The following is a 23,376-nucleotide window of genomic DNA, read 5'->3' as shown; positions in this document are numbered from 1 at the left end:
GGGGTTCTGCGCGATGCCGATGACAGCCGAATGACAACGCTCGGGTTTTACACCGTTCCGGTCGCGGGAGCGGCGCGCTCGCGCCGCATCTCGTTGCGCATGATGAACAGCGAAGCGCCAAGGATCAGCACCGCGCCGACCCAAAGATACCCTGTCGGCGCGTAACCGAAGACCAACCAGCCGGCGAAGACGTTGAGCGGCAGCTTCAGGTCGTCGAAGGGCTGCACATAGGCGGCGTCGGCCACCGTATAGGCGAGCGTCAGCAGATACTGCGCGACGACGGTCAGGATCCCGGCAAGCAGCAGGAAGCCGAGCGCTGCGCCATCCGGCACGGTGAAACCGGCCGAAAGCGCGATGGCGCCGTTGATCGGCGTCAGAAGCACAAGCAGCCAGACCGTGATCGTTTCGGGGCGCTCAAGACTGGTGAGGCTCTTGGTGATGAGCGACGAAGCCCCCCACAAAAGCGCCGACAGGATCGGAAGAAGGGCAGCCCAGCTGAAACTGTCCGACCAGGGTTCGAGAATGATCATCGCCCCGGCGAAGCCAACCGCGGTTGCCGCCCAGCGCGCCGCGCCGACACGTTCGCCGAGAAACAGGCGGGCGCCGAGGATGATGAAGAACGGCGAGGTCATGACCAGCGCGATCGCCTGCCAGATCGGCACGTGCGCTAGCCCCGAGACCCAGGCCCCGACCCCGAAGGCGGCCAGCACCACGCGCACGACATGGCGCCAGGGATAGTCGGTGCGCATGGCCGACAGCCCGGCGCGTCGCAGAAACGGCAGCGAGAAGAGGAAGGCGAAGGCATATTGCCAGAACGCCATGGCGGTGGCCGGGAAACCGAGCTTCATCGTCAGCCATTGGGTGACGACATTGAGGCCGGCAAAGGCGATCCCGGCCAGAACCATGAAGCCGGCTCCGGCCATGGCGCGCGAGGAGGAAAAGCCGAGGGAAGTCTGATTCATGTCATGCACCCTGAAAGCGGACCAAACACAAATCAGGACGCATGAGCGCACGGCACGACGCCGGGCATCCCTGCCCTTCGTGCCAGCGACCATTCTCTTTCATCCGGACTATGACCGTCGGCTCCGGAGTTGCACCGGATCTGCTGACCCTCCCCCAAAAAATCGAGGAGAGGCGCTCGCGGGCTTGGGCCATCTTCGCGCGCCTTCAAGACGCCGCGCTCTCATGCCCTTACCGCCGGTGGGGACTTTCACCCCGCCCTGAGAATGGGCAAGCCCTAGAGCAAATGGCGGGTACCCGCAAGGGCTGCCCCAAAATGCGAAAGGGTCCGGCTTGCGCCGAACCCTCGAATACCTGGACTGCCGGCCTCGTGTCCGGCCGCCAAGCAAATCTCATCAGCCGTTGACGGCATCCTTCAGGCCCTTGCCGGCCGTGAACTTCGGCACGTTGCGTGCCGGGATGTCAACTTCCGCACCCGTGGACGGGTTACGACCCTTCGAGGCTTCGCGGCGCGAAACCGAGAAGTTGCCGAAGCCGACCAGGCGAATGTCGCCGCCGTTCTTCAGCTCAGCCTGGATGGTCTCGAAAACTGCATCAACTGCAGAAGATGCGTCGGTCTTGGAAAGTCCGGCCTTCTCAGCAACGGCAGACACGAGCTCATTTTTGTTCATGTTTCCACCCCTTTCAGATTGGTTCGAAACGACTGTGTTTTAAGGCGCGGCGGCTTGCGCTTCGCCCGCGTCTTGCCTTTCCCAATTGCGCCTAATCCCTTGGAATGCAAGGCTTGCAGGGCGCTTTTACAACAAAAAAGACCGGCCAATGGCCGGTCTTCCCAATTTTTCTGCAAAATGAGCGCCGCGCGAGCCGGCGGCGCCCTTTTTCGAGCACCCGTTAGTGGGCGATCGAAGAGCCTGCTTCGTCCTGCGAATCAACCGGTGCAACGGTTGCCGGCTCGTTTGCCGGGTCCCATTCGATCGGCTCCGGCATGCGCACCAGAGCGTGTTCGAGCACTTCGCCCATCCGCGAAACCGGGATGATTTCGAGCGCGTTCTTCACGTTGTCCGGGATCTCGGCAAGATCCTTGGCGTTCTCTTCCGGGATCAGCACCTTCTTGATGCCACCCCGAAGCGCTGCCAGGAGCTTCTCCTTCAGACCGCCGATCGGCAGCACGCGGCCGCGCAGCGTGATCTCGCCGGTCATGGCGACATCCTTGGAGATCGGGATACCGGTCATGATCGACACGATCGTGGTTGCCATGGCAACGCCGGCCGACGGACCATCCTTCGGCGTCGCGCCTTCCGGCACGTGCACGTGGATGTCACGCTTGTCGAACAGCGGCGGCTCGATGCCGAAGTCGATCGCGCGCGAGCGGACATAGGACGCCGCTGCCGAAATCGATTCCTTCATCACGTCGCGCAGGTTGCCGGTGACGGTCATGCGGCCCTTGCCGGGCATCATGACGCCTTCGATCGTCAGCAGCTCGCCGCCGACTTCGGTCCATGCGAGACCGGTGACAACACCGATCTGGTCGTCACGTTCGGCTTCGCCGTGGCGGAAGCGCGGAACGCCCAGATAGTCGTTGATGTTGGCAGCGGTCACTTCGACCTTCTTGGCCTTGCCCTTGATGATCTCGGTCACGGCCTTGCGGGCGAGCTTCATCAGCTCGCGCTCGAAGTTACGCACACCGGCTTCGCGGGTGTAGGTCTGGATGACCGCCATCAGCGCGCCGTCGGTGACCGAGAACTCCTTTGGCTGCAGCGCGTGGTCGCGGATCGCCTTCGGCAGCAGGTGCCGCTTGGCGATTTCCAGCTTTTCCTCTTCGGTGTAGCCGGCGATGCGGATCACTTCCATGCGGTCCATCAACGGCGCCGGGATATTCAGCGTGTTGGCGGTGGTGATGAACATCACATTGGACAGGTCGTATTCGACTTCCAGGTAGTGGTCCATGAAAGTCGAGTTCTGTTCCGGATCCAACACCTCGAGCAGCGCCGACGACGGATCGCCGCGGAAGTCCTGGCCCATCTTGTCGATTTCGTCGAGCAGGAACAGCGGGTTGGACCGCTTCGCCTTCTTCATCGACTGGACGACCTTGCCCGGCATGGAGCCGATATAGGTGCGGCGGTGGCCACGGATTTCGGCTTCGTCACGAACACCGCCAAGTGCCATGCGCACGTATTCGCGGCCGGTCGCCTTGGCGATCGACTTGGCGAGCGAGGTCTTGCCGACGCCCGGAGGGCCGACGAGGCACAGGATCGGGCCCTTGATCTTGGTCGAACGCGCCTGCACGGCGAGATACTCGACGATGCGCTCCTTGACCTTGTCGAGGCCGAAGTGATCGACGTTGAGCACCTCCTCGGCATGGTTCAGGTCGGTCTTGATCTTCGACTTCTTGCCCCAGGGCAGACCGAGCAGCCAATCCAGGTAGTTGCGAACGACGGTGGCTTCCGCCGACATCGGGCTCATCTGGCGCAGCTTCTTCAGCTCCGCGTCAGCCTTTTCGCGCGCTTCCTTGGAAAGCTTGGTCTTGGCGATACGCTCTTCGATCTCGGCCATCTCGTCGCGGCCGTCTTCGCCGTCGCCGAGTTCCTTCTGGATCGCCTTCATCTGTTCGTTGAGGTAGTATTCGCGCTGGGTCTTCTCCATCTGGCGCTTGACGCGCGAGCGGATGCGCTTTTCAACCTGCAGGACGGAGATCTCGCCTTCCATGAAGCCGAGCGCCTTTTCCAGGCGCATCTTCACGCTGGTGGTCTCCAGCATTTCCTGCTTTTCGACGATCTTGATCGAAAGGTGCGAAGCCACCGTGTCGGCCAGCTTCGAATAGTCCTCGATCTGGCTGGCAACACCGACGACCTCGGGGGAGATCTTCTTGTTGAGCTTCACGTAGCTTTCGAACTCGGAGACGACCGAGCGGCTGAGCGCCTCGATCTCGACCGGGTCTTCCTCCGGCTCGCTCAGCGTGTGCGCGGCGGCTTCGTAGAATTCTTCGCGCGGCGTGTAGCCGTCGATCTTGGCGCGCGCGCGGCCTTCGACCAGCACCTTGACGGTGCCGTCGGGCAGCTTCAGCAGTTGCAGGACGTTGGCGATGGTGCCGACTTCGTAGATCGCGGACGGTTCCGGATCGTCGTCGGTGGCGTTGATCTGGGTGGCAAGCATGATCTGCTTGTCGGTGCCCATGACTTCCTCAAGCGCACGGATCGACTTTTCGCGGCCGACGAAAAGCGGCACGATCATGTGCGGGAAGACTACGATGTCGCGGAGCGGCAGGACCGGGTAGGTCGCGCTTTCAGTCGCCGGTGACGTTTTGTTCGTCATGTCATTTCCTTTCCGTCCCGATTTCGGGCCCGTTTCCGGGAGCCCTACAGGCACTCCCGGCTGTCATATTTTCCACATGAAAGTGGAGTGCAACCGCGTCCATTTCAAGGCTCGACGCAGACATCCACAAACTGTGGCCGGGTCCTTCTGACTACGCATCAATGCTGTTGCGGACCTTGCGACGGACTACAAGCTCTTGGACCGCAACCATTAAGGTCCTTCATTGAATCGTCACATCATTGCGTTGTTTGCGGCACTTTAGCAACAATCGAATTGTGAAATCTGCGCCCCTGCGTTCGTGTCTCAACAGCTAAGTGTGAAGACATGAAGTAGACATGAAAAAGCCCGCACGAGGCGGGCTTCTCAAAGGATATTTCAGGACGCTCAGGCCGAAACGTTGGTCTTTTCGTCCGACCGTTCCGAGTAGATGTAGAGCGGCCGGGCAGAGCCCTTGACCACCTCGTCGGAGATGACTACTTCGCGCACGCCTTCGAGCGTCGGCAGCTCGAACATGGTGTCGAGCAGGATCTTTTCCATGATGGAGCGAAGGCCACGGGCACCCGTCTTGCGCACGATCGCCCGGCGGGCAATCTCGCGAAGCGCGTCCTCGTGGAAGGTCAGTTCCACGTCTTCCATCTCGAACAGGCGCTGGTACTGCTTGATCAGAGCGTTCTTCGGCTCGGACAGGATCTGGATCAGCGCATCTTCATCGAGATCTTCGAGCGTCGCCAGAACCGGCAGACGACCGATGAATTCCGGGATCAGGCCGAACTTGACGAGATCTTCCGGCTCCAGTTCGCGCAGGACTTCACCGACACGGCGATCTTCCGGCGAGCGGACCGTTGCGCCGAAACCGATCGAGGTCTTCTCGCCACGGGCGGAGATGATCTTGTCGAGGCCGGCAAAGGCGCCGCCGCAGATGAACAGGATGTTGGTCGTATCCACTTGCAGGAATTCCTGCTGCGGATGCTTGCGGCCGCCCTGCGGCGGTACCGAGGCAACCGTGCCTTCCATGATCTTCAGAAGCGCCTGCTGCACGCCCTCGCCCGATACGTCGCGCGTTATCGACGGGTTGTCGGACTTGCGCGAAATCTTGTCGACTTCGTCGATATAGACGATGCCGCGCTGCGCGCGCTCGACGTTGTAGTCGGCCGCCTGGAGCAGCTTCAGGATGATGTTCTCGACGTCTTCACCGACGTAACCGGCTTCGGTCAGCGTCGTGGCGTCAGCCATGGTAAACGGCACGTCGATGATACGGGCGAGCGTCTGGGCGAGATAGGTCTTGCCGCAGCCGGTCGGGCCGACGAGCATGATGTTCGACTTCGCCAGTTCGACGTCGCTGCCCTTGGCGGCGTGCGCCAGGCGCTTATAGTGGTTGTGAACGGCGACCGACAGGATGCGCTTGGCCTGCTGCTGACCGATGACGTATTCGTCCAGAACCTTGATGATTTCCTGAGGGGTCGGAACACCGTCGCGGGACTTGACCATCGAGGTCTTGTTCTCTTCGCGAATGATGTCCATGCACAGCTCGACGCATTCATCGCAGATGAATACGGTCGGTCCGGCAATCAGCTTGCGGACTTCGTGCTGGCTCTTGCCGCAGAACGAACAATAAAGTGTATTCTTCGAGTCACCGCCGTTGCTTCCGCTGACCTTGCTCATTTCGACTTCCTTCCAGCACGCCGGACACTTTCAAGAAAAGTATCGCGGACCACTCAATTTGCCTTGCGCCTCAACCTCACGCAGGGCTTCCGGGAGTACTTACCGCCCCTGGCGAAGACGCCCGACGCGGCCGCAACGACTCTCCCAACTCGAACCAACACTACGCCGTCAGATTCCAACATAGCATTAATGGTTCATATTACCGGCTTTACCCTGTCGATAAAGCCCTTGAGCCATTACAATTGTGTCACAATTACATCTATCCCGACACAAATGCGCGTTATCAGGCCTGCTCGCCGCCTTCGATTTCTTCGCGCGAGGTCAGCACCTTGTCAACGAGGCCCCAGCTCAAAGCTTCGTCCGCGTTCATGAAGTGATCGCGATCGAGCGTCTGCTCGACTTCCTCGTAGGTGCGGCCGCAATGCTTGACGTAGACCTCGTTGAGGCGACGCTTCATCTTCAGGATGTCCTTGGCGTGACGCTCGATATCCGAGGCCTGGCCCTGGAAACCGCCCGAAGGCTGGTGAACCATGATGCGCGCGTTCGGCGTGGCGAAACGCATGTCCTTGTGGCCGGCAGCCAGGAGCAGCGAACCCATCGAGGCGGCCTGGCCGACGCAGAGCGTCGAAACAGCCGGCTTGATGAACTGCATCGTGTCGTAGATCGCCATGCCCGACGTGACGACGCCGCCCGGCGAGTTGATGTAGAGCGCGATTTCCTTCTTCGGGTTTTCCGCTTCGAGGAAAAGAAGCTGGGCGCAGACGAGCGTTGCCATCTGATCTTCGACCGGGCCGGTCACGAAGATGATGCGCTCCTTCAGAAGGCGCGAAAAGATATCGTAGGAACGTTCACCGCGGTTGGTCTGTTCAACAACCATCGGCACCAGTGCCAGGGCGGTATCAACGGGATTTCTCATATCGAACCTTCATCAATCGGGTTCGCAAAACCGTTGCGAACCGGGAATCACGGGATTTACCTTCTGCTCCTACATAGAGTGTCAACACCCTGCACTTCAAGTCGCGAAGCTTCGATAAGCTTAATCGAAGGCACTGTTCGCCTCGAAGTTTGGCCGTCCTCCACACATGGTTGGCGATAGAGCATTTTTCGCGCAACGTCCTCGACCAAGACCGCACACCCAGACGCTGCGCACAGGGATCAACGATATCGGTAAACGAAGCGCAAATGAGGCAAGCAGGCCACGGGTCACAGCTGCGACTCGATCGGCAGAATGCGGATCAGCCCGGCGATCATGCGCCTTGTTAGGCTCGCATCCGGCTCGTGGCGCACCAGCCGCTCGGAGCCATTGGCGCGATCGCGCCAGATGAGGCGTGATCCTTCGATATCGACCCGGTAGCTGATTGCCGGCGAGGTTTCGTCCTCGAACATGGAAGCCAGTTCGCCGGCAAGCGCCGCATCCTGAAAGACCACGCCCATTTCCGTATTGAGCGAGGCTGAGCGCGGATCGAAGTTCATCGAGCCGACGAAACCGTTCAGGCCGTCGACCACGAAGGCCTTGCTGTGCAGGCTCGCATTGCGGCGCCCGAACAGCGTCATGCGGTGCCCCTCGGCAACATCGCCCTGCTCCTTCAACTCGAAGAGCGCGACGCCGGCCCGGATGAGCTTGCGGCGATATTTGACATAACCGCCGTGAACGGCGGCAACGTCGGTCGCCGCAAGCGAATTGGTGAGCACCGCGACGCGAGCGCCGCGCGCAACGATGGCGGCGAGCTCCCGTGTGCCGGCAGCGCCGGGGATGAAGTAGGGCGAGATGATCCTGAGATCCCGCGTGGCAGCCTCGATCAGCGGAAAAAGCTCGCGCAACAGCCAGTTCTGGCGTCGCTGCATCAGCGCCTTTTCCGGCGGATCGGATGCCAGCCGGATATCGGAACTCCAGTGAAGCTGCCGCGTGCCGTGGTAGATCTCGGCCTCCTCCACCGCCTTGTCGATGCGTTCCAGATAGAACCGCCCCGCCGGCGTGCGGGCCAATCCGTCGACGGCCTCGCGTAGCGCGGGCAAATACTGCTTGCGCGGCGTGCGCAGCGCTGCGATCGGAAGCACGGAGGCACTGTTCCAATAGCGGTCGAACATGGCCGACGCCTGATCCAGCACCGGCCCCACCATCCAGACATCGAGATCGCGGAAATTGGAGAGTTCGGCGGCATCGAAATAGGCGTCGCCGATGTTGCGGCCGCCGGCAATCGCAACGCGGCTGTCGGCCACCCAGAGCTTGTTGTGCATGCGGCGCGTGGCGCTGAAAGCGCGGATCGCCATTTCGAAGCCGCGGCGAAAGCGATCGGTGCGCGCCCGGCTCGGATTGAAGAGCCGCACGTCGATATGGGGATGGGCGTCGAGCGCGATGCACATGCGGTCGTGGATGCCGGCATTGATGTCGTCGAGCAGCAGCCGGACACGCACGCCGCGGTCTGCGGCGGCCAGGATCTCACGGGCAAGAAGAAGTCCGGTCAGGTCGCCCTTCCAGTAGTAGTACTGCAGGTCGAGGCTGCGCCCGGTACGCCGGGCCGCGTGCGCGCGCACCACCAGGGCCTCGATATTGTCGGAAACCAGCGCCACGCCATTGGCACCCGCCTGGGCGTCGACGAGAGGCGCCAGATAGCGGTCGAGCTCTGTGCCGGCATCGGCCAACGGAAGGGCGCTTGACGGCGGCCCGTGCGGGCGTCGGCCGAAGCGGCCGTAGATGTAAAGCACGGTCGCCACGAGCAGTCCGAGGATGGCGGCAATGGTGAACAGGACAGAGGACCACATCGAAAACTCGTCCGCGCCGTCAGGCCGACCCCGAGCGACTCGCTTCCACCCGCTTGCCGTCTCTTGGCTCCGGCTGCACGGCCTTCAGGTCGATCGAGGCCTTTACGGGCAGATGATCCGAGGCGATCCGCGCCAGCGGCGAGTCGTGCACCGCGACCGACGTCACCAGATGGTGCGGATTGCCGAGCACACGGTCGAGCGGCAACAGCGGGAAGCGCGAGGGAAAACTGGCGACCGTCGCATGGGACGGATCGAATACCGGGCTGAGGAAGGACAGCGACGAACGCCGCCCCATCCGCCATTCGTTGAGATCGCCGATGAGCAGGGTCGGCCGCCCGTTCGCATCGGATGCCGCCTCGAGGATCGCCTCGGCCTGCTGGGCGCGCGAATGCCGGAGAAGACCGAGATGGGCGGCGATGATGCGCAGCGGCCCCACCTTCAAGTCGAGATCGACGACCAGCGCACCGCGCGGCTCGACGCCAGGGAGCTTCAACTGCCGCACGTCGGAAACGGCGCCCTCGCGCAGCAGCAGGACGTTGCCGTGCCAACCATGCCCCTTGGTCGAAAAGCCGGAAATCGGCACCGAAACAAGGTGTGCCTCGCGGCGCAAGTGTTCGAGATCGAGAAGACCGGCACGCTCACCAAACCGCTGATCGGCCTCCTGAAGCGCCACGATATCGGCACCGAGTTCACCGATGACATTGGCGGTACGGCCGGGGTCGAAGCGCCCGTCGGTGCCGACGCATTTGTGGATGTTGTAGGAGGCGATGACGATATCGCCGCGGCTGACCGCGGCTTCGCGGTGAACGACGGTGGGACGCCTCTTGCGGATCGCAGCGACGATCCCCGCCGATAGACTGGACTGGTTTTTTCCCATGCCGCTCCCTGCTTGCTGGCCGCATCATGCGCAAATAGGTCGCCTGGTGCCATAGAAAAAGGGAGGAAAGCGGAAGTTTGTTCCCCGCGAATGGCGCGCCGGAAGACGCGGGCGCCGGCGGCGAACGCACGCTACCGGCGCCCCCTCCCGCTTTTCAGTTCAGTCGGCCGGCCCTGCAAACAGTATCAGATTTCCGTCGGGATCGAGCACGACAAACGTACGCGCACCCCAGGGTTCCGTACGCAACGCTTGGTGAAAAGCGACCCCGGCCGATTGGTAGCCCAGGTACAATTGCTTGATGTCATTGGCGGTATCGAGGGCGATGGAGGCGGAAAGCAGGTGCTCGCGCTGCCGGATGTCGCCGACGAAGACGGGTTCACAAACGAGACGCAGAGCGAGCCGGGCATTGTCCCGGATCACCTGCCCGTAGAAGGGCGGATCGCCGTAGACGAAATCGACCGCAAAGCCGAGCTTCCCGGTGAAGAAGTCGCATGCGGCCCCAATGTCGGCAACGAACAACTGTGCGGCTGTCGATTGCAGCACCGGCTGCGGTGTGGCGGGTTTCAATTGTTTGGTCATTGTCAGGGCTCCTGATTTGAGCGCCTGCCAACTGTCGAAACCGGATTGACGCGCGACGAGTTCCTGCGCGTCAGCGAGCTTGAACTCAGCCATCAGAATGGCGTGATCGTCAAGATCGCGGAAGCGCGGCAAGGCAGCCCTGATCTCGGCCGCGACCGGATAGTACTGGTCGCGATGCCATCTGAGGTATTGCTTCGCCTGCTTCTTCAGGTTTTCAAGGTTTGGCATGGGCGCAACTACGGTCTGTGTTCCGTAGGCGGGCGTTGCCCTTTCAGCTCTCTGCCGATGCGCCCTACGCAGCCAGGAGAGATTGGCCGCCATGGCACCTGCTGTCAACGCCCCGATGGGTGCGATATCCGCGCTTGCCGGCCGAACCGCGATTCCCTTAGACATAGGGGCCATTGAAGTCCGCGAAGAGCCCCTGCCATGCCTGCCATTTCCATCGACCGCGCGCTGAGGCGCGTTTCCATCGACGCGCGCAATCCAGCCTTCTACCGCCACCCGCTCGCAGCCTATGCCGAGATCCATGCGCAGTGCCCGGCCTTCTTCTGGGAGGAACGGCAGCAGTGGTATTTCGCTGGCTACGATCAGGTGAACGCGCTTCTGCGCGACCGGCGTTTCGGCCGGCAGATCCTGCATGTGGCGACGCGCGACGAACTTGGACTACCGGCGCCGAAACCGCATTTGAAGGAATTCGACGCGCTCGAGGAACATTCGCTGCTGGAGCTCGAACCGCCCGCACACACCCGACTGCGCACGCTCGTCAACCGCGCCTTCGTCTCGCGGCAGATCGAACAGCTGCGGCCAGACATCGAGCAACTGTCCCATACCCTGATCGACGGCTTTGCAGATGACGGCGAGGTCGAACTGCTGAAGAGCTTTGCCGAAACGCTTCCCGTGACGATCATCGCCCGCATGCTCGGCATTCCCGTCGAGGCAGCGCCCGATCTGCTCGACTGGTCGCATCGCATGGTTCGGATGTATGTCTTCAACCCCAGCTACGAGACCGAACTCGACGCCAACCAGGCGTCCGCGGATTTTGCCGATTATCTGCGCGGCATCATCGCAGAGAAGCGTCGCAACCCCGCGGACGACCTGCTGACGCACATGATCACCTCGGAAAAGGACGGCGAGCGACTGTCGGACGCGGAGCTGGTCTCGACCACCGCCCTCCTCCTCAATGCGGGTCACGAGGCGACCGTGCATCAGATCGGCAATGCTGTGAAGACGGTCCTGCAATCCGGACTTTCAGCGAAAGACCTGTTTGCGACGGATGCAGCAACCGCGCTGACGGTCGAGGAATGCCTGCGCTTTGCCGCACCGCTGCATATTTTCCAGCGTTACGCGCTGTCGGATATCGAACTCGACGAAGGTGTCATGCTGCGGAAGGGCGACAAGGTCGGCCTGCTGCTCGGAGCGGCGAATGTGGACCCGAAGAAGTTCACCGACCCGAACGCCTTCCGGCCGACGCGCGACGAAGGCGCCAATGTCTCCTTCGGAGCCGGCCTGCATTTCTGCATCGGCGCGCCGCTCGCCCGGCTGGAGCTCAACCTGGCGCTGCCGATCCTGTTTCGGCGCCTGCCGGGCATGCGGTTGAAGACCGAGCCCGAGGTCAAGGACGCGTTTCATTTCCACGGACTGGAACGCCTCGACCTCGCCTGGTGAGCTGCACCGAAGCCCCATGGGTCTCCGGTGCCGCAGCGATTAAAGGCGGATGACATAGTCCTTGCGGGTCGTCTCCACGACTTCCCAGGTGCCCTCAAACCCGGGGCGCAGGATCATGCTGTCGCCGGCGCGCAGATGCGCCGCTTCGCCACCATCCTGCGTGAGGATCGAATAACCGGAGAGGATGTGGAAATACTCCCACTCCTCATAGACGATCCGCCATTTTCCGGGCGTCGATTCCCAGACCCCGGCATAGAGGCCACCTTCGGCCTCCTCCAGGTTCCAGGTCTTGAACTGCGGCGCGCCTGAGATGAGCCGGTCGGCCGCCGGTGTACCGGTTTCCGCCTCAACGGTGGACAGGTCGAACTTCTGCATATTCGTCATCTTGGCACCCTTGCGAAGGGCGCGCTGGCGCGCCCTTCTCGGCTAGAGTTTCAGAGCTTGGCCAGCGCCTGTTCGAGGTCGGCGATGATGTCGGAGACATCCTCGATGCCGACCGAGAGGCGCACGACGTCGGGGCCGGCGCCGGCCGCCACCTGCTGCTCGGGCGTCAGCTGGCGGTGGGTGGTCGAGGCCGGGTGAATGACGAGCGAGCGCGTGTCGCCGATATTGGCGAGGTGCGAGAACATTTCCAGCCCTTCGACGAAGCGCTTGCCCGCCTCGTAGCCACCCTTGAGGCCGAAGGTGAAGACGGCACCGGCGCCCTTCGGCGAATAGCGCTGCTGCAGCGCGTGGTTGGGGTCGTCCTCAAGCCCGGCATAGTTGACCCACGAAATCTTGTCGTGCGTCTTCAACCACTTGGCGACCGCAAGCGCGTTGTCGCAATGGCGCTGCATGCGCAGCGGAAGCGTTTCGGAGCCAGTCACCAGCATGAAGGCATTGAACGGCGAGATCGCCGGGCCGAAGTCGCGCAGGCCGAGGACACGTGCGGCGATGGCGAAGGCGATGTTGCCGAAGGTCTGGTGCAGCACGACACCGGCATACTCCGGACGCGGCTCAGACAGCATCGGGTATTTTCCGGACTTCGACCAGTCAAAGGTGCCGCCATCGACGATGACGCCGCCCATGGAGTTGCCGTGGCCGCCGATGAACTTCGTCAGCGAGTGCACGACGATATCGGCGCCATGCTCCAGCGGCCGCAACAGATAGGGAGTCGCCATGGTGTTGTCGACGATCAGCGGCAGGTCGTGCTTGCGGGCGACCTCGGCGATCGCCGCGATATCGACGAAGGTGCCGCCGGGATTGGCGAGGCTCTCGATGAAGATCGCCTTGGTGCGCCGGTCGATCTTCGCCTCAAAGGAAGCCGGATCGGCGGGGTCGGCCCAGCGGACCTGCCAGTCGAAGGACTTGAAGGCGTGGCCGAACTGGTTGACCGAGCCGCCATAGAGCCGGTTTGCGGCGATGAAGTTGTCGCCCGGGCTCATGATCGTGTGGAAGACGAGAAGCTGTGCGGCGTGGCCCGAGGCAACGGCGAGTGCCGCAGTGCCGCCTTCAAGCGCGGCGATGCGCTCTTCGAGCACTGCCTGCGTCGGGTTCATGATGCGGGTGTAGATGTTGCCGAACTGCTGGAGGCCGAAGAGTGCCGCGGCATGGTCAGTGTCGTTGAAGACGAAGCTCGTCGTCTGGTAGATTGGCGTCGCCCGTGCACCCGTGGTCGGGTCGGGCTGCGCCCCCGCATGAATTGCGAGCGTGTTGAAACCCGGATTGTCTTTCGTCATTTCGTCCCTCCCATGACCAGAGCGCGGCCGCCAGCCTGCGCGCCGGGGCGCTCTATCACCTTGAATCTACGCGTGAACCGCTATCGTGCTCGCGCGGTTGAGCGCGCAAGCCGCGGCACTATTCCAGAGCCTACGCATGCGGTCAAAGAGGATTTTTCAAGAACTGACGGTTGTGTGGTCCGCCGGCGATGCGCCGACCGGGATCAGCCGATCAGACGCGGGTACTCGATCGCCGGACAGCGGTCCATGACCACCTTGATGCCGGCGGCTTCCGCTTTCGCCGCAGCAGCATCGTTGCGCACCGAGAGCTGGCCCCAGATCGCCTTCGGCAGCGTCTCCAGCGCGAGAATTTCATCGACGAGCGCCGGCAGGGCGTCGGCAGCGCGGAAGACGTCGACCATGTCGATCGGCTCCTTAATATCGGCAAGCCGGCCGACCACGGCCTGGCCCTGGATGCTCTTGCCGACATGCCCGGGATTGATCGGGATCACCCGGTAACCCTTGCGCAACAGAAACGCCATGACCCGATGGCTCGGACGCTCAGGATTGGGCGAAGCGCCGACAAGGGCGATCGTCTTGGTCTCGCGCAGGAAATCGGCGAGATAATAGTCCGGGTAAGCGTCGTGGTTCATCTGCGGCTTCGTATCCGTTCGTGTTAAACGGTCGTATAATGATGGCGAGGCCGGCCAAGTCAACCGTGCGGGCCGTTCGTTCCCCGCCAAAGATTGCCGCTTCTGCAAGACTTTCCGGTTGCTTTTGCGCCCGTGCGGCGCGACAAGCATCACAAAGCCTGCCACATCGTTTTCCGAGGTCTCATCTTGCCCGTTGAAGTCATTGCGCTCGTCCTGTTCGGGGCGTTGTTGCACGCGACCTGGAATGCGTTGGTCAAGGCGGGAACGGAAAAGTCGCTCGACGCTGCAATGATCGCGCTCGGGGCCGCAGCCGTCGCCATCCCCTTCCTGCCGTTCATGCCGTTGCCCAAACCGGAAGCGTGGCCATACATCCTGGTTTCGGCACTGTTCCAGTTCGCCTATTTCCAACTCGTCGCCGCATCCTATCGCGCCGGCGACATCGGCCTTGTCTATCCGCTGATGCGCGGCGCGGCACCGTTGATCGTCGCGATGACCAGTGGGGCGTTGATCGGCGAAAAGCTCACCTTCGGAACGATGATCGGTATCCTGACGATCTCTGCCGGTGTGCTGACGCTCGCCTTCGAGTCGCGCAAGGGCGGCAAGAACGCGATCGTGCTTGCCCTGCTCAATGCCTGCGTCATCGCAAGTTACACCTTTGTCGACGGTATCGGCGCGCGCGTTTCAGGCAACGCCATCTCCTACACGCTGTGGATGGCGCTGCTGCCGCCGGTTCTGCTGTTCACCTGGGCTTTTGCCCGGCGTGGCATCAAGCCAGTCGCCCGCCACGTCTACAAGAACTGGTGGCGGGGCCTTATCGGCGGCGCCGGCTCGATCGGCGCCTATGGCCTGGCGCTCTGGGCGATGACCAAAGCGCCGGTCGCGACCGTCGCGGCACTGCGCGAAACCTCGATCCTCTTTGCCGTGGTGATCTCGGTCGTGTTCCTGAAAGAACCGGTCAGCGCCTGGCGCATCGCGGCTGCCTGCGTCATCGCGCTCGGCGCCCTGCTCCTGAAACTCGCCTGAGCGTCAGTCTTCCTTCCATTCCGGCATGCGCTTGCCGAGGAACGCGCCGATGCCGTCCTCGGCATCGCGCGCCAGCATGTTCTCAACCATGACGCCGACTGCGTAGTCGTAAGCCTCCGGCAGGTCCATCTCCGCCTGACGATAGAAGGCCTCCTTGCCGATCTTCAGCGCCTGCGGCGACTTCGAGGCAATGACCGCAGCGTATTTGTCGACCACCTGGCGCAGGTACTGCTGCGGCACGATGCGGTTGACGAGGCCGAAATCCTTGGCGGTCGAGGCGTCGATGGTCTCGCCGGTCAAAAGCATTTCCATCGCCTGCTTGCGATGCGCCGCACGCGTGAGCGCGACCATCGGCGTCGAACAGAAGAGACCGATATTGACGCCGGGCGTGCAGAAGGTGGAGCTGTCGGTGCAGATCGCAAGGTCACAGCTGGAAACCAGCTGGCAGCCAGCTGCCGTTGCCAGGCCGTCAATCTCGGCGATGACGGCCTGCGGCAGCTGCGTGATTTTCAGCATGAGATCGGCGCAGAGGCGGATCGTCCGCTCGAAGAAGGCCCGGCCCCGGTCGTCGTCTTCGCGGCGCGCGGTCATTTCCTTCAGATCGTGACCGGCGGAAAATAGCTTGCCGGTCGCGGCGAGCACGACCACCCTGATGTCCTTGGAGGTTGCTACCGCATCGAACTCGGCGTGCAGCGCCTCCATCATGGCAATCGACAGCACGTTGGCCGGCGGGTTGTTCAGCGTCAGCCGCAAGACGGGCCCCGAACGATCTTTCAGCAGCAGGCCGTTCGGCTCTTCCTTCTTGAACGATACGACGTCGGCCATCTTCTTCTCCTGGAGCTTGAACTTTGGCTTGGTGGTACGCCGGACGCGCGTGCCGTGCAAGCCGACAGGCACACCCGCTGACGCATTCCGCCTACGACCATTTTCCGCCTTGCGTCGGGCCATCAGTCGGTTTCAGGTGGCGGGCAGACATGTTGAAGGATGCGATGCATGCCCCTTGAGCCGATCATGACCGTCGACGACCTCAACCGGTTCCTCGACACGGATTTCCCGCAGGTCCACACCGACGGCAAGGTCTTCCATGTCACGGCGGTCGGTCCGGGCTTTGCCACCATGCGGCTCGATCCGAACGAACGGCATATCCGGCCGGGCGGAACCGTCTCCGGCCCTACCCTTTTCGCACTCGCCGACGTTTCCGCCTATATCGCGCTGATCGCCCATATCGGGCCGGTTGCGCTTGCCGTCACCACCAATCTCAACATCAACTTCCTGCGCAAGCCCGAGCCTGAACCGCTCGAATGCACCTGCCGGATCCTCAAACTCGGCAAGCGGCTTGCCGTTCTCGACGCATCGATCGTCAAGGTTGGCGACGACGACCTTGTCGCGCATGCCACGGCGACCTATTCGATTCCGCCACGATAATTTGTGGTATCAAAATACCGCACAAGTAACATATTGTTTTTAATTGATTTTATTTCCGTCGCGCAGATTCCGCGTTCTTGACGCTTGTTTCGCACTTGCGTATAAGCTGCCGCAGATCGCGGTCCTTACGGGCCGCTTTCTCTTTTGCCCGGGAAACCGGGCAAAACCAAGCAACAAGAAACGCCCAGCGGTTCGCCGCTCGGGTCCAAAGAAAGATTTTGATATGGCAACCTTCGTTCAGAAGCCTGCAGAGGTGGAGAAGAAGTGGATCATCATCGACGCCGAAGGCCTCGTTGTTGGTCGCCTCGCTTCCCTCATCGCGAACCGCCTGCGCGGCAAGCACAAAGCTACCTTCACCCCGCATGTTGACGACGGCGACAACGTCATCGTCATCAACGCCGAGAAGGCAGTTCTGACGGGCAAGAAGTACACCGACAAGAAGTACTACTGGCACACCGGCTACCCCGGCGGCATCAAGGAGCGCACTGCGCGCCAGATCATCGAAGGCCGCTTCCCGGAGCGCGTCCTCGAGAAGGCCGTCGAGCGCATGGTTCCGCGCGGTCCGCTCGGCCGTCGCCAGATGAAGAACCTGCGCGTATACGCAGGCGCCAACCACCCGCATGAAGCACAGCAGCCGACCGTCCTCGACGTCGCCAAGCTGAACAGCAAGAACACAAGGAGCGCCTGATAATGGCTGACCTTTCCGCTCTCAAGGACATCGCCACGACCGCGGAACCGGCTGCTCCGGTTCACGTCAAGAAGGTCGACGCCCAGGGTCGCTCCTACGCGACCGGCAAGCGTAAAGACGCTGTCGCCCGCGTCTGGGTCAAGCCGGGCACCGGCAAGATCACCATCAACGGCAAGCCCTACGCGGCTTACTTCGCCCGTCCGGTTCTGCAGATGATCCTGCAGCAGCCGATCGTCGCTGCTGCCCGTGACGGCCAGTTCGACATCGACGCGACCGTTGCTGGCGGTGGTCTTTCCGGCCAGGCCGGTGCCGTTCGTCACGGCATCTCCAAGGCACTCACCTACTTCGAACCGGGCCTGCGCTCGGTCCTGAAGCGCGGTGGCTTCCTCACCCGCGACAGCCGCGTGGTCGAGCGTAAGAAGTACGGCCGTGCGAAGGCACGTCGTTCGTTCCAGTTCTCGAAGCGTTAATCGCTTCAACTGCGACACTTGGAAAGGCGGGGCTTTGCTCCGCCTTTTTTTGTTATCATCCGACGCACCATATCCCGCAACGTCGAGCCTTTGAGGCACCGCATGACCACTTCTCCCGTCGCAAAGACCCCAGAGCCGCCCTATTACATCGTCACCTTTGCCTCGCGGCGCACGGCTGGTGATCACGGCTACGACAACATGGGAGACGAAATGGAGCGGCTTGCGCGCGAGCAGCCGGGTTTTCTCGGCCTGGAAAGCGTTCGCGGCGCCGACGGCTTCGGCCTCACCAATTCCTACTGGGTCGATGAGGCGAGCATCGCTGCCTGGAAAAACAACGTCCGCCACCTGACGGCCCAGCGGCTCGGCCGCGAGCGCTGGTACGAGGATTACCAGGTGCGCGTCGGCAAGATCGAACGCCAATACGGGTTCGAGCGCTCGTAGTTCTCCCGCGGGGTAAGGCCGCCACTGGCGAACGGCTTAAATCGGCAGCTCCGTCGTCGACTTGAGTTCGCGCAGGACGAAACTCGACACCACCGTGCGCACATGCGGATTGCGCATCAGGTACCGTGTCATGAAGGCATCGTAGCTTTCGACGTCATTGGCGCGGATCTTCAGCATATAGTCGAACGTTCCGGATAAAGCGTAGCACTCCATGATCTCCGGCCGCTCGCGCACGACGGCGGAGAAGGCGGCAATCGCCTCATCGTGGTGATCTTCGAGCGTCACATGGGCGATGATGCAGAGTTTCAGATCGAGCTTTGCCGGATCGAGCAGCGCGACGCGCTTGCGGATCACGCCATCCGTCTCCAGTTCCTGCAGCCGTCGCCAGGCCGAGCTTTGCGACATGCCGGCTTTTTCGGCGAGATCGGAGAGAGACTGGCCGCTATCGGCCTGAATCAGCCGTAGCAGCTTTCGAACGGGCTGAAGATTTTCTTTCACATCGGACGGCATTTCGAATTTTCCTCCCGCCATCAGGCCTCCACCTGGCAACTGTGGAACAAATACTCGCTCCATCCGCGATACAATTGCAACAGGAGAGTTCATCTGACGAATGAGGAGACGTCATGACGAAGGAAAGCAGCTACACGGCCAAACTGCCGGAACCGGACGGCACTTATCTCTACACCCCGGAAGAAGATGCGATCTGGGGCGAGCTCTATCAGCGGCAGATGACGCTGCTCGCCGACAAGGCCTGCGACGAATATCTGGAAGGCGCAAAGACGCTCGATCTCGGCCCCGATCACGTGCCGCAATTGAAGGACGTGAACCGGCGCCTCGCGGAAACCACCGGCTTCGGCGTCGAAGGTGTACCTGCCCTCATTCCGCCGTCCCGCTTCTACGAACTGCTGTCTCAGGGCAAGTTTCCGCTGGCGACCTTCATTCGCCGCCGCGAGCATATCGATTACATCGAAGAGCCCGACATTTTTCACGAGGTCTTCGGCCACTGCCCGCTGCTCACCAACCAGAGCTACGCCAACTTCGTGCGCCGCTTCGGCGAGAAGGCGGTTTCGCTCGGCAAGGGCTATTCCTGGCATATGTTCCGGATCTTCTGGTTCACCGTCGAGTTCGGCCTGATCAACACGCCGAAGGGTCGCCGCTGCTATGGCGCCGGCATCGTGTCTTCGCCCAACGAGACACGCAATGCGATGGGAACCCCAGGTGTCGAGTTTCGTCCCTTCGACCTGATGACCGTGCTGCGGACGCCCTATCGTATCGATATCGTCCAGCCGATCTATTACGTGATCGACAGTTTCGCCCAGCTCGAGACGATCATCGAGGAAGATATCGCCGCGCGCATCACCGAAGCCAAGGCGCTTGGCGACTTCGCCCCGACCTACGAAGCCAAGGCTTCATAATCGCCGAAGAAACGGCCGGCAGGGCCTTGCCTTGCCGGCAACGATTGTCCAACCTTCCGCCACCACAGGTTTGAGCGGATGCGCGCAGAGGATGCGCGCTGTCCGGCTCCGAGGCAGAGGCGGGATATGGCGAATAGGACAATCGATCATGCGCTGACGGCGCGCTCACTGACATCGGCGGCGTCCGATCCGACCCATGCCGGCATTCTCTCCTTTATGCGCCGCAAGTATTCGAAGCAGCTGAAGGGCGTCGATGCCGTCGTCTGGGGCATTCCCTTCGACGCCGCCACGTCCAACCGTCCCGGCGCCCGCTTCGGGCCGCAGGCGATCCGCCGCGCCTCGGCCATCTTCGACAACGATCCGCAGTACCCGTTCGACCGCGATCTCTTCGCGGAGATGGCAACGGTCGACTATGGCGACTGCCTGCTCGACTACGGCAACCATTCGAAGACGCCGGCAACGATCGAACGCGAAGCGGCCAAGATCATCAGGAGCGGCGCTTATCTGCAGACGCTCGGCGGCGACCACTTCGTCACCTATCCCATCCTGAAGGCGCAGGCGGCGCTGCACGGTCCCCTCGCCCTCGTCCAGTTCGACGCCCACCAGGATACCTGGTCGGACGAGCGCGGCCGCATCGACCATGGCTCCTTTGTCGGGCGTGCGGCGCGCGAAGGGCTGATCGACACCGAAGCCTCGATCCAGATCGGCATCCGCACGCACGCGCCCGAGGATTGCGGCATCCGCATTCTCTATGGCTACGACGTCGAGGAGATGAGCGCCGGCGACATCGCCGAGACGATCATAAGGCAGGTCGGCGAGCGCAAGGCCTATCTCACCTTCGATATCGACTGCCTCGACCCGGCCTATGCGCCCGGCACCGGTACCCCGGTCGCCGGCGGCCCGTCGAGCGCCAAGATCCTGTCCGTCCTGCGCAAGCTCGGCGCGCTGACGGTGGTCGGCAGCGACGTGGTCGAAGTGGCGCCGGCCTACGACCACGCCGACATCACGGCGATCGCCGGTGCGACCGTCGCGATGTATATGCTGGGGCTGCATGCGGAGAAACTTGCCGAGCGCGCGCCGCTTCGCTGAAGACGACCGTTGCCGTTGCGATGGAGGGCGGCTGCTTATATAGAAAAGGTGGGGTTGGCGGCGCTCCGCCGACCTGTTGAGAAACTGATTCAATTCTATGCCAGAGTGATTCCGGAACGGCTTCTAACTGTCTGGCAGAACGGGAAAATCATGAAACCGAAGATCTTCATCGATGGCGAACACGGCACCACGGGCTTGCAGATCCGCACGCGCATGGCCGGCCGTAGCGATCTCGAACTGCTTTCCATTCCGGAAGCGGAACGACGCAATGCCGCGATGCGCGAAGATCTTCTGAACGACGCCGACATCGCAATCCTCTGCCTGCCGGATGACGCCTCGCGCGAGGCGGTTTCGATGGTCTCGGGCAACAACAAGGTCCGCATCATCGACACCTCGACCGCGCACCGGATTGCGCCTGACTGGGCCTATGGCTTTGCCGAAATGGACAAGGCGCAGCCGGAGAAGATCCGCAGCGCCCGTTGCGTCGCCAATCCCGGCTGCTATCCGACCGGCGCGATCGGCGTGATCCGGCCGCTGCGCCAGGCCGGCATCCTGCCCGACGGCTATCCGGTGACGGTCAATGCGGTTTCCGGTTACACCGGCGGCGGCAAGCAGATGATCGCGCAGATGGAAGACGAGACCAATGCCGACCACATCAGCGCACCGCACTTCCTCTACGGCCTGACGCTCAAGCACAAGCACGTGCCCGAGATGAAGATGCACGGCCTGCTCGACCGCGCACCGGTCTTTGCACCCTCCGTCGGCAAGTTTGCACAGGGCATGATCGTCCAGGTGCCTCTCTATCTCGAGGACCTCGCCGCCGGTACGACACTCGAGACGATCCACGCTGCGATCGTCGCGCATTATGCCGACCAGTCGATCGTCGAGGTCGTGCCGCTCCAGGAGAGCGAAAAGCTCGCCCGCATCGACGCCACCGAGCTTGCCGGCAAGGACACGATGAAGCTCTTCGTCTTCGGCACCCCTGGCGGCAACCATGTGAACCTCGTCGCCCTGCTCGACAATCTCGGCAAGGGCGCCTCGGGCGCGGCGGTCCAGAACATGGACCTGATGCTGTCGGCCTGATCGGCAATCGGCTGAAAAACAAAAGACCCCGGCGAGCCGCTCGCCGGGGTCTTTCTTTTTCCGGATTTCGCCGGGCGTCAGTCGCGCATTTCGATCGCCGTCGGCCGCGGATACTCGCCGTAGAATCCGCGCCAATGGGCGATGGCAAAGCCAAGCACAACGAGGGCGCCGCCCTGGTGCGCCACACCCCAGCCGATCGGCACCTGCAGCACCAGCGTGGTGATACCGATCACCGCCTGTGCCGAGACGAGCAGGAACAGGAGCACCGCACGGCGCGCATGGGTGGTTTCGGGTGCTGCCCGCAGCGAGGCGATCATGTGCATCAGCGCAAAGGCAAAGAGCACGTAGGCTCCGATGCGGTGGACGAACTGCACCGTCTTCGGGTTTTCGAACAGGTTGATCCACCAAGGCTGCTGCAGGAACAGGTCCTGCGGGATGATTGCGCCATCCATCAGCGGCCAGGTATTGTAGCTGAAGCCGGCGTCGAGGCCAGCGACCAGCGCTCCGAGATAGATCTGGAAAAGACTGAAGATGGCGATGATCATGGCCATCTTGCGCGAGCGGTCGGTGGGTGCCGCTTCATTCGAATGCCGACTGAGCCCGCGGAAGATCCACATGCAGGCGGCAAAGATCAGACAGGCGATGACGAGATGCGTCGCCAGCCGGTACTGGCTCACTTCCGTGCGCTCCACCAGGCCCGAGGATACCATCCACCAGCCGATGAAACCTTGAAAACCGCCAAGCGCAAGGATCCCGAGCAACGGCATGCGCAGCTTGCGCTCGACCTTTCCGGTGAACCAGAAATAGGCAAGCGGCAGCGCGAAGATCAGGCCGATCGTGCGCGCGAGCAGGCGGTGTGCCCATTCCCACCAGAAGATCGTCTTGAACTCGTCGACCGTCATGCCGCTGTTCATCTGCTGATACTGCGGAATGCGCTGGTAGAGCTGGAACTCCTCTTCCCACTCGGCCACCGTCAGCGGCGGGATCACGCCATGGATCGGCTTCCATTCGGTGATGGAGAGGCCTGATTCGGTAAGGCGCGTCGCGCCGCCGACGAGCACCAGGGCAAAGAGAGTGAACAGCACGACCGCCAGCCAGCCGCGGATCTGCCGGCGGTTGCGGTCGGTCCTGCCGATCTCGTTTCGAAGCATTTGTTCAGTCGCCATTTCGACGCCGGCCATCATGTTCCCTCTGGTGTCGCAGGGTTGTCGGCGGCGCAACCGGACGGATCAACGGTCGCACCTTTCGGAAAGCCGTTGATTTGCACCAGAGCGGCATGCAAAACAAGGCCGAAACCTTTGCGGCATGCGGTCGCGGCCGCTCCGCGCGCATTTGCCCCTGTGAAAGATATGAAATGCCCGTACGCCTCAGAAAGCTGATCGGCACGATCCTGATCATCATCCTCGTCGTCGTCTATGCGCTTGCCGCCGTTACCTTCGCCTCGCTGCTGCTCGGCGCCGCTCCCTGGTACGTGCACCTGGCCTATTTCTTCTTCACCGGCCTGCTCTGGATCTTGCCGGCCATGCTGATCATCAAATGGATGGAAAAGCCCGCTCGGGATCGTTGATCCTCGA

At 62.2% G+C, this 23,376-nt stretch carries 24 protein-coding genes and 1 riboswitch; of the genes, 10 read left to right on the top strand and 14 right to left on the bottom strand.

Annotation, left to right across the window (positions count from 1 at the left end; genetic code table 11):
- Positions 1-47 precede the first annotated feature (47 nt).
- From ACIQUG_RS01045 to ACIQUG_RS01010, 8 genes are all read right to left on the bottom strand, one after another.
- Positions 48-962, bottom strand: a complete 915-nt coding sequence (locus ACIQUG_RS01045) for a DMT family transporter (protein WP_205239127.1) — start codon at positions 960-962, stop codon at positions 48-50.
- An 87-nt stretch (positions 963-1,049) separates the two neighbouring features.
- Positions 1,050-1,232: riboswitch (FMN riboswitch) on the bottom strand.
- Between the two features lie 123 nt (positions 1,233-1,355).
- Positions 1,356-1,631: a DNA-binding protein HupB gene (hupB, locus tag ACIQUG_RS01040; RefSeq protein WP_034803616.1), complete on the bottom strand. Its 276-nt coding sequence runs from the start codon at positions 1,629-1,631 to the stop codon at positions 1,356-1,358.
- Positions 1,632-1,851: 220 nt separating this feature from the next.
- Positions 1,852-4,272: an endopeptidase La gene (lon, locus tag ACIQUG_RS01035; protein ID WP_043611479.1), complete on the bottom strand. Its 2,421-nt coding sequence runs from the start codon at positions 4,270-4,272 to the stop codon at positions 1,852-1,854.
- Positions 4,273-4,656: 384 nt separating this feature from the next.
- Positions 4,657-5,934 carry an ATP-dependent Clp protease ATP-binding subunit ClpX gene (gene clpX / locus ACIQUG_RS01030; protein ID WP_043611478.1) on the bottom strand — a complete coding sequence of 426 codons (1,278 nt, stop codon included), beginning with the start codon at positions 5,932-5,934 and terminating at the stop codon, positions 4,657-4,659.
- A gap of 283 nt (positions 5,935-6,217) precedes the next feature.
- A complete protein-coding gene (locus tag ACIQUG_RS01025; RefSeq protein ID WP_034803630.1) occupies positions 6,218-6,850 on the bottom strand; it encodes an ATP-dependent Clp protease proteolytic subunit in 633 nt (210 codons plus the stop codon).
- 287 nt (positions 6,851-7,137) lie between these two features.
- The gene (locus ACIQUG_RS01020; RefSeq protein ID WP_402316539.1) at positions 7,138-8,697 is read right to left on the bottom strand and encodes a phospholipase D family protein; all 1,560 of its coding nucleotides are present in this window, start codon (positions 8,695-8,697) and stop codon (positions 7,138-7,140) included.
- A gap of 19 nt (positions 8,698-8,716) precedes the next feature.
- The gene (locus ACIQUG_RS01015; RefSeq protein WP_402316536.1) at positions 8,717-9,574 is read right to left on the bottom strand and encodes an endonuclease/exonuclease/phosphatase family protein; all 858 of its coding nucleotides are present in this window, start codon (positions 9,572-9,574) and stop codon (positions 8,717-8,719) included.
- A 159-nt stretch (positions 9,575-9,733) separates the two neighbouring features.
- Entirely contained in the window at positions 9,734-10,381 is a 648-nt protein-coding gene (locus tag ACIQUG_RS01010) for a VOC family protein (RefSeq protein ID WP_402320497.1), read from the bottom strand.
- Between the two features lie 198 nt (positions 10,382-10,579).
- Here ACIQUG_RS01010 and ACIQUG_RS01005 point away from each other — a divergent pair, with 198 nt between their 5' ends.
- Entirely contained in the window at positions 10,580-11,818 is a 1,239-nt protein-coding gene (locus ACIQUG_RS01005) for a cytochrome P450 (RefSeq protein ID WP_402316534.1), read from the top strand.
- 39 nt (positions 11,819-11,857) lie between these two features.
- On the opposite strand, the gene ACIQUG_RS01000 is transcribed toward ACIQUG_RS01005, so the two are convergent.
- The 3 genes from ACIQUG_RS01000 to ACIQUG_RS00990 form a co-directional block, all read right to left on the bottom strand.
- Positions 11,858-12,202: a cupin domain-containing protein gene (locus ACIQUG_RS01000; protein ID WP_043611473.1), complete on the bottom strand. Its 345-nt coding sequence runs from the start codon at positions 12,200-12,202 to the stop codon at positions 11,858-11,860.
- Positions 12,203-12,252: 50 nt separating this feature from the next.
- Positions 12,253-13,536 (bottom strand): O-acetylhomoserine aminocarboxypropyltransferase, encoded by a 1,284-nt coding sequence (locus ACIQUG_RS00995; protein WP_192447286.1) that lies wholly within the window; start codon positions 13,534-13,536, stop codon positions 12,253-12,255.
- A gap of 203 nt (positions 13,537-13,739) precedes the next feature.
- A complete protein-coding gene (locus tag ACIQUG_RS00990; RefSeq protein ID WP_402316530.1) occupies positions 13,740-14,168 on the bottom strand; it encodes a CoA-binding protein in 429 nt (142 codons plus the stop codon).
- Positions 14,169-14,354: 186 nt separating this feature from the next.
- Between ACIQUG_RS00990 and ACIQUG_RS00985 the strand changes: the two genes are divergently transcribed.
- Entirely contained in the window at positions 14,355-15,191 is an 837-nt protein-coding gene (locus tag ACIQUG_RS00985) for a DMT family transporter (RefSeq protein WP_192447288.1), read from the top strand.
- 3 nt (positions 15,192-15,194) lie between these two features.
- On the opposite strand, the gene ACIQUG_RS00980 is transcribed toward ACIQUG_RS00985, so the two are convergent.
- Positions 15,195-16,016 carry an enoyl-CoA hydratase gene (locus tag ACIQUG_RS00980; protein WP_402316527.1) on the bottom strand — a complete coding sequence of 274 codons (822 nt, stop codon included), beginning with the start codon at positions 16,014-16,016 and terminating at the stop codon, positions 15,195-15,197.
- 168 nt (positions 16,017-16,184) lie between these two features.
- On the opposite strand from ACIQUG_RS00980, the gene ACIQUG_RS00975 reads away from it, so the two are divergent.
- The 4 genes from ACIQUG_RS00975 (at position 16,185) to ACIQUG_RS00960 (ending at position 18,215) form a co-directional block, all read left to right on the top strand.
- The gene (locus ACIQUG_RS00975) at positions 16,185-16,616 is read left to right on the top strand and encodes a PaaI family thioesterase (RefSeq protein WP_402316524.1); all 432 of its coding nucleotides are present in this window, start codon (positions 16,185-16,187) and stop codon (positions 16,614-16,616) included.
- Between the two features lie 223 nt (positions 16,617-16,839).
- Positions 16,840-17,304, top strand: coding sequence for a 50S ribosomal protein L13 (gene rplM, locus ACIQUG_RS00970; RefSeq protein ID WP_043611469.1), 465 nt, complete (start codon positions 16,840-16,842; stop codon positions 17,302-17,304).
- 2 nt (positions 17,305-17,306) lie between these two features.
- A complete protein-coding gene (gene rpsI / locus ACIQUG_RS00965; protein ID WP_043611468.1) occupies positions 17,307-17,774 on the top strand; it encodes a 30S ribosomal protein S9 in 468 nt (155 codons plus the stop codon).
- Positions 17,775-17,876: 102 nt separating this feature from the next.
- Entirely contained in the window at positions 17,877-18,215 is a 339-nt protein-coding gene (locus tag ACIQUG_RS00960; RefSeq protein ID WP_402316520.1) for an antibiotic biosynthesis monooxygenase family protein, read from the top strand.
- 36 nt (positions 18,216-18,251) lie between these two features.
- Here ACIQUG_RS00960 and ACIQUG_RS00955 read toward each other — a convergent pair whose 3' ends face one another.
- On the bottom strand, positions 18,252-18,725 hold the full coding sequence (locus ACIQUG_RS00955) for an Lrp/AsnC family transcriptional regulator (RefSeq protein ID WP_192448278.1): 474 nt from the start codon (positions 18,723-18,725) through the stop codon (positions 18,252-18,254).
- 113 nt (positions 18,726-18,838) lie between these two features.
- On the opposite strand from ACIQUG_RS00955, the gene ACIQUG_RS00950 reads away from it, so the two are divergent.
- The 3 genes from ACIQUG_RS00950 to argC all read left to right on the top strand — a co-directional run bounded on the left by ACIQUG_RS00950 (position 18,839) and on the right by argC (position 21,802).
- Positions 18,839-19,630: a phenylalanine 4-monooxygenase gene (locus ACIQUG_RS00950; RefSeq protein WP_402316517.1), complete on the top strand. Its 792-nt coding sequence runs from the start codon at positions 18,839-18,841 to the stop codon at positions 19,628-19,630.
- Between the two features lie 126 nt (positions 19,631-19,756).
- The gene (gene speB / locus ACIQUG_RS00945) at positions 19,757-20,719 is read left to right on the top strand and encodes an agmatinase (RefSeq protein ID WP_402316514.1); all 963 of its coding nucleotides are present in this window, start codon (positions 19,757-19,759) and stop codon (positions 20,717-20,719) included.
- Positions 20,720-20,869: 150 nt separating this feature from the next.
- Complete coding sequence (argC, locus tag ACIQUG_RS00940; protein WP_192447293.1) at positions 20,870-21,802, top strand: N-acetyl-gamma-glutamyl-phosphate reductase; 933 nt, start codon at positions 20,870-20,872, stop codon at positions 21,800-21,802.
- 77 nt (positions 21,803-21,879) lie between these two features.
- On the opposite strand, the gene ACIQUG_RS00935 is transcribed toward argC, so the two are convergent.
- Positions 21,880-22,983: a COX15/CtaA family protein gene (locus ACIQUG_RS00935; protein WP_402316510.1), complete on the bottom strand. Its 1,104-nt coding sequence runs from the start codon at positions 22,981-22,983 to the stop codon at positions 21,880-21,882.
- 173 nt (positions 22,984-23,156) lie between these two features.
- On the opposite strand from ACIQUG_RS00935, the gene ACIQUG_RS00930 reads away from it, so the two are divergent.
- The gene (locus ACIQUG_RS00930) at positions 23,157-23,369 is read left to right on the top strand and encodes a DUF2842 domain-containing protein (protein WP_043611500.1); all 213 of its coding nucleotides are present in this window, start codon (positions 23,157-23,159) and stop codon (positions 23,367-23,369) included.
- Positions 23,370-23,376: the final 7 nt, after the last annotated feature.

Source organism: Ensifer sp. NPDC090286 (assembly GCF_044769565.1).
Classification (GTDB): Bacteria; Pseudomonadota; Alphaproteobacteria; order Rhizobiales; family Rhizobiaceae; genus Ensifer.
Note: the sequence above shows the minus strand (reverse complement) of the source record. Positions and strands in the feature narration are given on the sequence as shown.